General features: G+C 66.7%; 11 protein-coding genes and 2 pseudogenes. 9 read left to right on the forward strand and 4 right to left on the reverse strand.

Annotation, left to right across the window (positions count from 1 at the left end):
• Positions 1-75: 75 nt before the first annotated feature.
• From G6N77_RS08700 to G6N77_RS08730, 7 genes and pseudogenes are all read left to right on the forward strand, one after another.
• Complete coding sequence (locus G6N77_RS08700; protein ID WP_165181707.1) at positions 76-834, forward strand: MerR family transcriptional regulator; 759 nt, start codon at positions 76-78, stop codon at positions 832-834.
• Positions 835-1042: 208 nt separating this feature from the next.
• A complete protein-coding gene (locus tag G6N77_RS08705) occupies positions 1043-2239 on the forward strand; it encodes an amidohydrolase family protein (RefSeq protein WP_165181640.1) in 1197 nt (398 codons plus the stop codon).
• Positions 2240-2265: 26 nt separating this feature from the next.
• Positions 2266-3123, forward strand: a pseudogene (locus G6N77_RS08710) (DUF4031 domain-containing protein); the annotation flags it as partial.
• Positions 3124-3222: 99 nt separating this feature from the next.
• A pseudogene (locus tag G6N77_RS08715) lies at positions 3223-3582 on the forward strand (ASCH domain-containing protein); the annotation flags it as partial.
• A 90-nt stretch (positions 3583-3672) separates the two neighbouring features.
• The gene (locus G6N77_RS08720; RefSeq protein ID WP_165181641.1) at positions 3673-4332 is read left to right on the forward strand and encodes a pentapeptide repeat-containing protein; all 660 of its coding nucleotides are present in this window, start codon (positions 3673-3675) and stop codon (positions 4330-4332) included.
• Positions 4333-4461: 129 nt separating this feature from the next.
• Complete coding sequence (locus G6N77_RS08725; RefSeq protein WP_165181642.1) at positions 4462-5445, forward strand: aldo/keto reductase; 984 nt, start codon at positions 4462-4464, stop codon at positions 5443-5445.
• A 31-nt stretch (positions 5446-5476) separates the two neighbouring features.
• Entirely contained in the window at positions 5477-7084 is a 1608-nt protein-coding gene (locus G6N77_RS08730; RefSeq protein WP_165181643.1) for a sialidase family protein, read from the forward strand.
• 235 nt (positions 7085-7319) lie between these two features.
• Here G6N77_RS08730 and G6N77_RS08735 read toward each other — a convergent pair whose 3' ends face one another.
• A complete protein-coding gene (locus G6N77_RS08735) occupies positions 7320-7808 on the reverse strand; it encodes a PspA/IM30 family protein (protein ID WP_165181644.1) in 489 nt (162 codons plus the stop codon).
• A 6-nt stretch (positions 7809-7814) separates the two neighbouring features.
• Positions 7815-8390: a hypothetical protein gene (locus tag G6N77_RS08740; protein ID WP_165181645.1), complete on the reverse strand. Its 576-nt coding sequence runs from the start codon at positions 8388-8390 to the stop codon at positions 7815-7817.
• A 141-nt stretch (positions 8391-8531) separates the two neighbouring features.
• Between G6N77_RS08740 and G6N77_RS08745 the strand changes: the two genes are divergently transcribed.
• On the forward strand, positions 8532-8933 hold the full coding sequence (locus G6N77_RS08745) for a YccF domain-containing protein (protein ID WP_165181646.1): 402 nt from the start codon (positions 8532-8534) through the stop codon (positions 8931-8933).
• On the opposite strand, the gene G6N77_RS08750 is transcribed toward G6N77_RS08745, so the two are convergent.
• Entirely contained in the window at positions 8930-9433 is a 504-nt protein-coding gene (locus G6N77_RS08750) for an XRE family transcriptional regulator (RefSeq protein WP_165181647.1), read from the reverse strand. The two genes, G6N77_RS08745 and G6N77_RS08750, sit on opposite strands and share 4 nt — an antisense overlap.
• Positions 9434-9530: 97 nt before the next feature.
• Between G6N77_RS08750 and G6N77_RS08755 the strand changes: the two genes are divergently transcribed.
• Positions 9531-11471: a vWA domain-containing protein gene (locus tag G6N77_RS08755; RefSeq protein WP_165181648.1), complete on the forward strand. Its 1941-nt coding sequence runs from the start codon at positions 9531-9533 to the stop codon at positions 11469-11471.
• Here G6N77_RS08755 and G6N77_RS08760 read toward each other — a convergent pair.
• The gene (locus G6N77_RS08760) at positions 11468-12730 is read right to left on the reverse strand and encodes a serine/threonine-protein kinase (RefSeq protein WP_165181649.1); all 1263 of its coding nucleotides are present in this window, start codon (positions 12728-12730) and stop codon (positions 11468-11470) included. The two genes, G6N77_RS08755 and G6N77_RS08760, sit on opposite strands and share 4 nt — an antisense overlap.
• Between the last annotated feature and the right edge of the window lie 25 nt (positions 12731-12755).

The raw sequence follows: 12755 nt of genomic DNA on the forward strand, positions 1-12755 counted from the left end.
CCACGGCGAAACGGGCCTTGACCTTGACGCAACGTCAAGCTTTAGGCTCATTTTATGGACAACGACAAGCCGCGGATGGATTGGTCCATCCAGCAGATTGCAGCCCTTGCCGGCACCACCAGCCGTACCCTGCGGCACTATGACGCGGTGGGGCTGCTGGCGCCCAGCCGCATTGCGGGCAACGGCTACCGGCACTACGACGACGCCGCCCTGGTGCGTCTGCAACGCATCCTGCTGTTGCGCGAACTGGGGCTGGGGCTGCCGGCCATTGCCGAGGTGCTGGACCACCAGGAATCGGCCGCCGACGCCCTGGCGGCCCACGTGGCCTGGCTGCACTCGGAACGGGAGCGGCTGGCCCGGCAGATCGCGTCCGTGGAAAACACCATAGCCACACTGGATAAAGGAGAAACCATCATGGCCGAGAAAATGTTTGACGGCTTTGACCACACACAATACAAGGACGAGGTGGAGGAGCGCTGGGGAAAGGACGCCTACGCCCGCGGCGACACCTGGTGGCGGGGGCTGGGCACCGCCGGACAGGCCGCATGGAAGGAACGGGTGGGCGCGTTGAACCGTGACTGGATTGCCGCGTTCGCCGCCGGTACCGAGGCATCTTCCGCGGAGGCGCAGGAGCTGGCCCGGCGCCACGTGGAGTGGCTGACGTCCGTTCCCGCCACGCCGGCATCCGCCCCCGGCGGCGATGTGCGCGGCTATGTGGCGGGCCTGGGCGAAATGTATGTTGCGGATCCGCGCTTTGCGGCGAATTACGGCGGCAGCGAAGGAGCAGCGTTTGTCCGCGACGCCCTGGCCCTGTATGCCGAGCAGAACCTCTAACGCCTCCCACGCCCCCACCGCCCCACCCCCCACAGACGCTCGGTTGCAATCGGGGCACTTTTCACTGACCCTCGGTTGCAATCGGGGCACTATTTGCCAACCCTCCGGCAATGCCAGGCCCTGAAACGCCTAAGCTAATGCCATGATCTTGATCATTCCGCCGTGCCGGCATTGCTAGACGGCTCCGGGATCACGGCGGCGAACCAGCATGGCCGAGGCAGGACGGGAACCCCCGCGGTTCGCCATCCGTGCACGCCACATCTTTGACGGCACGGCAATGTTGCCCGCCAACCGGACCACGGTGGTCGTGGCCATGGGCCGTATCAGCGCCATCGAAACCTCCGGAACCAAGGTGGACGGCCTCATGCCGGTTCACGATCTTGGCGAGGCAACACTGCTACCGGGCCTGATCGACGCCCACTCCCACCTGGTCTTCGATGCCAGCGACGCGGCGGCCGCGAACGTCCAATCCGCGTCGGACCAGGATCTGGCGGACGCGATGAGCCGGAGAGCCCGGGCCATGCTGGACCACGTCATTACAACTGTCCGCGACCTTGGCGACCGGGGCTTCCTCTCGCTGACGCTGCGCGCGGAAACAGCCACCCGGCCGGCAGCGGGCCCGCGCATCGTGGCCGCAGGCCCTCCCATCACCACGACGGGCGGGCACTGCTGGTTTCTGGGCTGCGAGGCCGACGACGCCGAGACCGTCACCGCCGCCGTCGACGACCATGCACTGCGGGGAGTCGACGTTATCAAGGTCATGGCAACGGGCGGACGGATGACTCCCACCACGGCGCCACATGAATCGCAGTATTCCTTGGGAGTGCTGCGCGCCGCGGCGGAAAGGGCCCACTTCCACGGCCTGCCGACGGCTGCCCACGCCCACGGCCGGCAAGGCATCCACGACGCGCTGGCGGCCGGTTTCGACACCCTGGAACATGCCAGCTTCATGACGGCCACCGGGATGGAGCCGGATCCGGAGATCATCGAGGCGGCCGCGGTGTCCGGCACAATCGTGTCCGTCACCCTTGGCTTGCTGCCGGGCGTGCATGCCAATCCGTTCATGGAGAGCCTCATGCCCCGCATTCTTGCCCATGTGAAGAACATGGCGGACCGGGGCGTCAGGATCACGCTCGGTCCGGACAGCGGCATCAATGCGGCCAAACCCCCCACCGTACTGCCATACGCGGTCGAGCAATTTGCCGCAGCCGGCGTAGGGGCAGCGGCCGCGCTGGAGGCAGCCACGGCGACGGCGGCCGCGGCCTGCGGGCTGGACGGCCGGGCAGGGCGAATTGCACCTGGCTGGGACGCGGACCTGCTGGCCGTCACAGGCAATCCGCTGGCGGACATCACCGCCATCCACCAGGTCGCAGCGGTCTATCGCGCAGGCGTCCGCGTTGTCTAGCGGCACCCAAGGCTTAGGCTGGGGCCATGATCTTGATCGATCCGCCGCTCTGGCCCGCACATGGAACAGTTTTCTCCCACCTGGTCTCGGACAGCTCCCTGGCCGAACTCCACGAGTTTGCCGCGGCGGCCGGCGTGACCGGGCGGGCCTTCGAGCTGGACCACTACGACGTGCCGGAGCGGATCTATTCCGAGCTGGTGGCAGCCGGTGCCCGGCCGGTGTCCGGCAAGGACCTGGTCCGCGCGCTGGCTTCTTCCGGGTTGCGGGTCAAGGCGCGCCACCGCAGCAAGGCAGTGGGCACGGCACTTCAGTACCGATGGGATTCGATCCTGCCGGGGCACGCAGCCACAGGCGAGGAACTGCTTGGCCGCTGGAATGAATCCCACCGGCACTACCACTCGGGCACCCACCTCCTGGCCGTGCTGGAGGCACTGGACCTGCTCACAGACGGCAACCCCGCACGACCTGTGGTGCTGGCCGCCTGGTTTCATGACGCCGTCTACAACGGTGTTGCCGGTGTCGACGAGGAGGAATCCGCCACATTGGCACAAGTGCGCTTAAAAAACCTGGTTCCTCCCGAAGAAGCATCCGAGGTGGCACGCCTTGTCCGCCTGACGGCCAACCACTCCCCTGCGGAAACTGACCGCGCCGGAGCCCTCCTGTGCGATGCGGACCTCGCCGTCCTCGGCGGGTCACCGGATGAGCATGCCCGCTACCTGGCGGGGGTTCGTGAAGATTATGCCCACATCCCCCAACACGACTTCGACAAGGGGAGAGCCGCCGTCGTACGCCAACTACTGGCGCTCGAACCACTCTTTCACACCATGCGGGGCCGGGAACTATGGGCCGCCCAGGCGCAAAGCAACCTCACCACCGAATTAGCACGATTGATCCAAAACATGGCAGAGGAAGGCCCCTTGATGGACTACAGCACCCTCCCGATCGCCGAGTTCGCCTTCCCCGGACCGCTTCGGGACCAGCTGGTGGCGGCAATTCTGGACGGCACCAAGACTTCCACCACGGGAACAGCCCGTGAATACGAGGTGGAGCAGGAGGAAGTGCCCAAGCCCGGGGATCGCGAGGTGGTGGTCGATTCCGCAGGGAAACCCGTTGCCGTCATCGAAGTCACGGAGGTGCGCCGGGCACGGCTGGCGGACGTGGACCTGCAGCATGCCACGGATGAAGGCGAGGGCTTCGCCACGGTTGCGCAGTGGCGGGCGGGCCACGAGGATTACTGGCACTCCGATGACATGCGTGCGGCCCTCAATGATCCCGGATTCACCGTGGATGAAAACACCATGCTGGTGCTGCAGCGGTTCCGCCTCATCGAACGGCTGGCATGAGCGCGCACGGAACCGTCCGCAGCTGGGACGACGACGTCGGCCGGTAGTTATCAGAAATCCCCCGTCGCCGCTGCTCGGTAGTCTTGTCGAATGGCCGCAAATTCCGCTCCCCGCCCTCCCCGTCTCTCGCCCATCCGACTCAGCAATCTGAACGAAAACGACGACTCATTCTTCGGCCCGGGGGACACCTACGACGGCCAGCGCTTTGAGCGCACGGCGTTCGACGGCGCCGACCTGACCTCCACGGATTTCCTGGAATGCCAGCTGGAGGCACCGACGTTCAATGACACCCAATTGCGCGGCACCCGCTTCCGCGACACGGTGCTGGCGGACAGTTTCGCCCCCGTATTCAAGGCCTCCCGCACCAGCTGGCGCGAAGTGGAAATCACCACGCCGCGCTGGGGTTCCGCCGAACTGTACGACAGCACCTGGCAGTCCGTGAGGATCGACGGCGGCAAACTGGACTTCCTCAACCTGCGTTCGTCCAAGATCACCGACGTGCAGATCAGCGACTGCATCATTGGCGAATTGGACCTGGGCGGCGCCAAAATAACGCGCCTGGCCTTGAGGAATTGCCGCATCGGCACCCTGGACATCCAGCAGGCCACACTGGCGGACGTGGACCTCCGGAGCACAGATTTCCGCACCCTCAACGGCGTCGGCTCCCTTGCCGGCGCAGTCATTGACGACTACCAGTTGGGCCTGCTGGCACCCATTATTGCCGCGCACCTGGGCATCACCATCGCCTGACATGGTGAACTGCCAGCGAACTGCCAGCCCCGCACCCCTTGCCCCGCAGCGCCAACTGCAGGAGCATTTTCATGAAACCCACCGCCCGGAACGCCTCCGAACGGCCAGCCACGCGAGCACGAGGAAACCATGAAAACGATGAGATTGGGCAGCCAGGGACTGGAAGTTTCCGTCGAGGGCCTGGGCGCCATGGGCATGAGCGCGTTTTACGGGGACCGGGACGACGCCGAATCCTCCGCCACGCTGAACCGTGCCCTTGATCTTGGGGTCACCCTGATAGACACTGCCGAACTTTACGGGCCCTTCCTCAATGAACAGCTGATCGCCAAGGCCATTGGGCACCGGCGCGGTGAATTCACCCTGGCCACCAAGTTCGGCACCGAGATTACGGACGACGGCGGCCGCGCGCCTGTGAACGGCAGCCCCGCCTACGCACGCAAAGCCTTGGAGCGTTCCCTGCGCAACCTCCAAACCGAGACCGTTGACCTGTACTATCTGCACCGGGTGGATCCCAACACGCCCATCGAGGAGACAGTGGGCGCCATGGCCGAGTTCGTCAAGGAAGGCAAGGTGCGTTACCTGGGCCTTTCCGAGGCGGCCCCGGAAACCATCCGCCGGGCCCATGCCGCGCACCCCATCACCGCCCTGCAGACCGAATACTCCATCTTTGAGCGCGAGCCTGAAGGCAACGGCGTCCTGGACACCGTCCGAGAGCTCGGCATAGGCTACGTGGCCTACTCCCCGCTGGGCAGGGGCTTCCTGACCGGCAAGATCAGCACCCCGGATGACCTCCCCGAGGGTGACTGGCGCCGTGCCATGCCCCGCTTCACGCCCGAAAACCTCGCGGCCAACCTGGCATTGGTGGACCGGATCAAGGCGCTGGCCACCGACAAGGGCGTCACCGCGGGCCAGCTGGCCCTGGCTTGGGTGTTGGCCCAGGGTGTCTGCGCCATCCCCGGCACCAAGCGCCGCACGTACCTGGAGGAAAACGTGGCGGCCGCCGGCATTGAGCTGTCCGCCCAAGACCTCCAGGCCCTGGACGCGGCCGCCCCTGCCGGTACCACCGCGGGCACGCGCTACGACGAGGCCGGGCTGAAGTCCCTCTACAAGTAAGCCGCCGGAAGAAGGCCCTACGCTGGTAGGCATGACTTCCCACCCTGAACATGTCCTGGCCCGCCGCGGCCTGGGCGGCCACCGCCAGTACCGCATCCCCGCACTGGCGGTGTCCACCCGCGGCACGCTGCTGGCAGCCTACGACGGCCGCCCCAACCTGGACGACCTCCCCAACCCCATCGACCTGCTCCTGCGCCGCAGCACCGACAACGGCCACAGCTGGGGTCCACAGCAAACCGTCCGCACAGGCACCGGCCTGGACGGCTACGGCGACCCCAGCCTGCTCGTGGACACCCACACCGGGCGCATCTTCCTCTTCCACGCCGCGGGCACGCACGCCGGCTTCTTCGAGGCGGTCGGGGGGCTCGACGACGAGGACGCCATCCAGCATGCCGACCTCAGCTTTTCCGACGACGACGGCGCCACCTGGGAACACCGCCGCCTCACCCCCATGCTCAAACGTGAGGGCATCACCGGGCTGTTCGCCGCCGCGGGCGCGGGTATCCAGATCCACGCCGGCCCGTTTGAAGGCCGCCTGGTGCAGCAGTTCGTGGTCCTGCACGACGGCGAAATCAAGGCGGCTAGCGCGTACAGCGACGACCACGGGGACACGTGGACTCTGGGCGAATTCGTCCCCACGACAGGCCTGGACCGCGCCAACGAGAACAAGGTTGCCGCCCTCGCCGACGGGACCCTGCTGCTGCACTCGCGCGCCACCCCGCACCGGCTCACCGCAAAATCCGTGGACGGCGGCCACAGCTACTCGCCCGCCGTGCCGCACCCGGAACTGCCCGATCCCAGCGACAACGGCTCGCTGGCCCGCTTCGACGGCCTCCCCAACGTGCCCGACCTCGCCGTCCCGGAAACGGCAAACTGGCTCATCGCCACCCACAACCACGACTCCGCGCTCCGCCGCAACACGGTCCTCAAGCTCTCGCAGGACAACGGCGCCAGCTGGCCTTGGGCCGTGGCCCTGTGCCCCGGCAGCTCGGAATACTCCACGGCGGCACGGCTCCCCGACGGCAGGATCGGCGTGCTCTACGAACGGCAGGGCTACCAGGAAATTGTGTTCACTGCCGTCGAGCCCCGGGAGCTGCTGGCCTCTCCGGCCGCGGCCTTGACGCACGACGGCGGCACCTCCTTCGCCGGCGATCTCGCCTTGGACGTGGTGCTGCGTTCCGTCACGCCTGCGCGGCCCGAGGTGTGGCAGAGCATTGGCGAGAGCCACACGCTGGCCCAGACGGACGGCGACTGGGACCCTTCGGCATGGAAGGAAGTGGGCCAGGGCTACACGGACGACGCTCCGCAGGTGCTGTCCAACCGCGAGTCACAGGACCTCAATTACGGCCCCGCGGCGCCGGGTTACAAGGAGGGCGACCTCCTGGCCTTCAGCGGCCGGGTGGAAAATCGTGGCAAGGAATCAGCCGGCATCGCGGTCCGGGTGGACGGTGCCGCAGTGGCCGGCACGGAAGAGCTCGGGCCGGGGGCCAATGTCGCGTTCACTGCGAACCACACGGTGACGGCCGCAGAAATCGCAGCCGGGCGGGCCGACGTTTCATTCACGCTTGAATCCGGCTTAGGCACGGCAGCGAGGTCCTTCAGCTTCGACACAGCCACCGGCGACGTCACGGAGCGCTGACCAAACCCTCCCTCATCAAACGCCCCATTCCCCCACACCCTCCCTCACTTTATGGCCATTTCTCCACGACCCTCCCTCATCTTTCGCGGTTTTTCCGGCGACGCTCCCTCGCAACTCTCACGGTGGCTGTTTGCCCGCCGGTCGCCATGCAAGGAAGTGACGGAGCGTTTCGAAAAAGACAGCACGAGGTGAGGGGGCGTTGGGGAAAAGGCCGCAAAAACTGAGGGAGGATCGGTTAGGGGTCCTGGAGGTCCTTCAGGGAGCGGGCGATGTTTTGCCGGGCCTCCGCCGCGGACTGGGCGGCCTTGAGGGTCTCCGCGGTGACGTTGAAGCCGGCAACGCGGGCCTGCAGCTGGGCCAGCTCGGCGGCCAGCATGGCCTCCTGTTCCGTCAGGGCGTCGCGCTGGGAGAGGATGTCGGCCAATTGCTCGGCCATGACCACCTGCCTGCCCTGCGCCGTTTGGGCCGCACCGGAATCGCCCGCGTCAGTGGCAGCTGAGGCCTGTGAATCGAGCGAGTCGAGGGCCTTTTGGAGGTCCGCTGCCTGGAGGTCCAGGCGCTGGCGGCTGACGGAAACGTCGGCCACGCCGCGGCGCATCCGGGCCAGCGCGGCCAGCTGCTTGAGCTGCGCGTCACCCATGGTGAGCTGGCCGCCCGCGGAGGCACCGGCGTCGTGCTTGGCGGGGCGCCGGAAAGCGCCGGCGAGGCGGTCAAACACTCCCACGGCGGCTCAGGATTCGCCGAGGTCCGTGTAGGTGGCGGACCAGTTTTTCAGCATGGTCGCCTCGATTTCCAGCGTGCGGGTGAGGTCCTTGACGTCGACGTCGGTCATGGGCGCGGCGGCTGCGGCCAGGGCGCTGCGGATGCCCTTGGAGGTTTGGGCCACCTGCTCCACCTGGCCGCCCAAGGTCTTGGCGTAGGCGGCCTGCACGGCCGGGTCCGGCTCCCTTTGCGCCACGGCCAACTGGTTTTCCAGCACCGAGCCGGCCTGCTGGAGGGTGCGGAAAATGGCATCCAAGTTGCCTGTGTACTGGCGCGTGCTCTGGGCCACGGCCAGGCTGCGCTGGGTTGCATCGAGGGATTCCTGGAGGCGGACCCGCTGCTTCATGACATCACCCAGGGGACCGGCGGTGGACTGCGCCCGGGCCTTGAGGGCAGTTCGCTTGGCGGATTCAATCTTGGGCTTGGACAGTTTCACCAGTCCCAGGACGCCGCGGGACACCAGCACCGCAATGGTGATGCCGGCGCCCAAGACGATGGCGATGATCACCAGGGAGATGATCAGGAAAACCGTGCCGGCGTCCATCGTTGATCAGTGTCCTGCCTTTAGGGTGCGTGCCAATCCATGGTGCAAATTAGCGTAGCACCGGCGACTGGGCGAAAGATCAGGGGAACGCTCAGGGTGGTCCCTGATGGCGCGTTCGCCCGGACACGGGAGAATGGACGTGTGAAGACTCTTCTGAACATTATTTGGCTGGTATTCGGCGGCCTGTGGCTGGCGCTTGGCTACGTCCTGGCCGGTTTCGTGTGCTGCATCCTGGTCGTCACCATCCCGTGGGGCATCGCATCCTTCCGGATTGCCGGCTACGCGTTGTGGCCGTTTGGGCGGACAGTGGTGGACAAGCCCGGCGGGGCCGGCGTGGCCACCACCCTGGGCAATGTCATCTGGCTTTTGGTGGCCGGCATCTGGATTGCCATAGCCCACGTCACGTCCGCGATTGCCATGGCGATCACCATTATTGGCATCCCGCTGGCCATCGCAAACCTCAAGCTGATCCCCGTTTCCCTCATGCCGCTGGGCAGGCAGATAGTGCCCACCAGCCGGCCGTTCGTCGGGGTGTACCGCTAGCCGGGCAGGCCTTCCCGCCCCGTGTCCTGCTGGTTTGCCGCCCCCCGGCTTGCTGCGTGCCGGGCGGCGGCTTCGAGCAATTCCGAAAGCGCCCCATGCGTTGCTGCAGCGCCTTCCCTTAACTCCCCGGGGCTGACAAACTCCGCCAGCAGCGTGGTGAGTTGCGCCCTCCCCTGACCGTAGTGGCTCTTGGTGGACAATGCCGGATTGGACGCCGCGACCCCGGTCAGGGCGTCCTCCAGCACCTGGGGATCGCCAGCCTTCACGCCGTCGGTTTGGGCCAGTTCCTCAAGCCTGAGCAAGCGTCCGTAGACGGCCGGATTGCTGATTTTGACCCGTTGGGCCGTGGACAACTGGCTGAGCATGGGCGGGCTGAGCCCGATCACCTGGGCCAGTCCGGCCTGTGAGATGCGGTACGCGGAGGTCAATCGGGAAAACCGGGCTCCCAGCGGCTCCCCGTAGAGGGCAATTTGTTGCTCGACAACAGCCTGCTGATCCATCAGACTCCTTAACGGCGAGGGTTGCGCGAAACATTCGCATATGCAAATATGTTTTCAGAACAGTTGCATTTGCAAATCTACAGGAGGTTGTCCGAGAATGACACACCGAATCTGGCGCACAGCACTGGCGCTCCCGGCGGTCCTCGTCATCGCCGCCGGAGTCCCCGCCTCGGCTTTCGCTGGCACCGCCCCGGCGGGCACCGCAAGCACGGTCACAGCGAGCACCGACGACGCCTACACGCCCACCATGATCATTCTTGATGCCTCCGGCTCCATGGCCACGCAGGATGCACCGGGTCCACGCATCGACGCCGCGAAGAACGCAGTCATTTCGCTCGTGGACCAATTGCCGAAGGGCGCCAATGTGGGGCTTGAGGTGTATGGCACCTCCACGGGTTCCGCCGCTTCGGACAAGCCCGCCGGCTGCCGCGACATCAAGATCCTCGCCCCCGTTGCCGCCGTCGACGGCAGCAAGATCAAGTCGGTCGTGTCAGGCATCAAGGCATCCGGCTACACCCCCATCGGCGCAGCCCTTGAAAAGGCCGCAGCCGCCCTGCCCCGGACCGGGCCCCGCTCCATTGTGCTGGTCTCCGACGGCATCGACACCTGCGCACCCCCGGACCCCTGCAAGGTGGCCAAGGACCTGAAAAGCCAGGGGCTTGACCTGGTGGTCCATACAGTGGGCTTCCGGGTTGATGACGCGGCCCGTTCACAGCTGTCCTGCATTGCCTCGGCCACCGGTGGCAGCTATTCGGACGTTGCCGGAGCAAGCGGCCTGGCCAAGGCACTGGAGCGCCGGGTCCAGTCAGCCATCAAACCGTACTCGGCCGTGGGGTCACCCATCAAGGGCACCGAGACTCCGGCAGGTGCCCCGCAACTTCAACCCGGGCAGTATGTGGATACGGCAGCAACACCCATAGGGAACACGCCCTACCCGCAGGCGTCTTCGAAGTACTACACCATCGACGTCCACAAGGGCGAGACCCCGTATCTGGCAGCAACCATTATCACGCCCTCCATCCCGCCCACGGGGTCCCTGCTGTCCGCCTCGCTGACACTGTCGTCGTCGGATCCCGGCGCTTGCCACTTCCAAAAGATGGCGCAGTCGCTCAACCTGCTCAAGAGCATCGAATCAACTACTGTGACGCTCAGCCCGGGCGAGGTGGGAGGCCCCGATTGGCCCCAGGGATGCCCCACCGATGGGAATTTGCGCGTGAAGGTGGAACGCGGCGGCGATGCGTTCCACGGACAGCCGCTGGCCATGGAACTGCTGTACCACGCTGAGCCGGCAGCCGATGCCTCCGGGCTGCCGGGCCCTGCAGCCAAGCAGCCGGCAATTGCGGTGGGCTCCGCCGGCGCCGCAACACCCATGCAGGCCGGCACCAGCTTCAACGATGCGCCACTGCTGAAACCGGGAAGCTACGCCGACTCGATAGTTCCCGGCGAATCCGTGTTCGTCAAAGTGCACTTGGAGTGGGGCCAGCGGCTTGCATACGCGTTCCACACGGGCGTTGCCCCGGGCTCATCCGGGCTGGGCGCCATCCTGGCCAGCTCAACCGCCAGCAGCCCGCTGCGCACCGACCTGGCCCTGAGCGAAACCACCGGTACCAATGCGTCGACAGATCTGGGCAGGCGGCCGGTCACCTTGTCCGGCTCCGCCCTGGTTCCCGTTGAATACAACAACCGCCAGTCGCCTGATGCAGGAATCCAGGCCTACGCGATCGACGGCGACTACTACGTTCGCTTGAAGGCCGGACTTTCCACCACCGCCGGACAGTCCCCCGCCATCCCGTACACGCTTCAAATCGACGTTGTGGGCTCGCCCACGCAGGGCCCGAGCTACGCAGCAGCTGCGGGCCCCACCGATGCCCCGTCGACAACCCCGTCAAGCAAGGGCCAGTCACCCTCTTCGCCAGCCGCCAGCGGAGCGCCGGCCGGAAATGCCAGTTCCGCCACGCCCTGGGTGTGGATGGGGACCGGGTTTGCCGCGCTGCTCGCCGGGGCAGCCGCCTGGCTCGTGTTCCGCCGTCGTCCTTAAGGGTGCCCGTCAGGGCCAAGCCACAGATAGCTGCCCCCCTGGCGCGTGCAAACCATTCGCACCCCGTTGATGGTGGTGGCGTTGCCTTCCTCCTGCCAGCCGCAGCCCGGGTTCGCCATGCCGGACGGCGGGACGGCGGGGGTCGAGGCCGTTTGCCCGGGATGGGGAGCTGGCTGCTGTGCCACGTTGCCGTACAGCTCCACGGCACCAATGGCCCCCGCGGCCAAAAGCAACACTCCGACGCCGGTCCAGAGCAGGGCGGCCCTGCGCCTCACCCCACCAGTCGACGGCGACCATGGCCGGGCCGCCCGCCCCGCACCAGTCCCCGCGTCAACGATCCGCCCGCCCTCCACGAAGGGCCCGGAAATGACCCGGGTTTCCGGGGGCGCCGCGGGGACGTCTCCAAGGTCCGTGGTCCGCCCCGGCGGATGCCCGTTGGAGGCCAGCTGCTCAAGGACCTCCACGGGTTCGCCGTCCCGGGTCCGCGGCTGATCATCCCTGCCGGCAGCAGCCAGCAACGCCCGGGCAGCCGTGGCCGACGGCGGCCGAAGCGCAGGATCCGGCTCCCGCAATGCACCCAGCACTGCCCGCAGCGCCGGGTCCCGCACCTCCGCGCCCTCGCGGCGCCCTGCCAGATCAGGTTCCACACCGGACAGCAGCGCCTCGGCAAGCTGGCCCGCCGCGTACAGGTCCTGCCCCTGGTGCGGCCCGGACAATCCCCGGCTTACCTCCGGGGCCAGGTAGCCTGGCGTGCCGAACACGGCGCCGGTTTCCGTCAGGCGCGGATCCTTCAACCCGACGGCGAGGCCAAAATCTGTCAGCAGGATGTCCATCCTCCCGGAACCGGTGGGCTCCAGGAGGACATTGGCCGTTTTCACGTCCCGGTGGACCAGCCCCGCACCGTGAACGTGCTCAAGGGCTTCCAAAAGTTGGTCAAGGACCACGGCCGCAGTGCCCTCCGCCAGCGGCCCATAGTCGCCCAGGAGGGTGCTCAGCGGGCCTCCCGAGACCAGTTTGCTCGCTATCACGACGGCATCGTCCTCGGCAGCCCAGGCATAGGGGGCCAGCACATGGGGCCCAACAACCCGGATCGACTGCTCCCGGACGAAGCGCAGCAAATCGCCCGCATCCCTGCGCCGCAACACCTTCGCGGCGCACTCTGTCCCAGTGCGCCGGTCAAAGGCACGCCAGATCACGCCGCTTCCCCCTCGGGCGATGGGATCCTCCAGCGCAAACCGCCCGGCAATCACGTCGGTCATGGTCTCCATTATTGCCGCCACGGCC

This window comes from Arthrobacter silviterrae (assembly GCF_011045165.1).
Classification (GTDB): Bacteria; Actinomycetota; Actinomycetes; order Actinomycetales; family Micrococcaceae; genus Specibacter; species Specibacter silviterrae.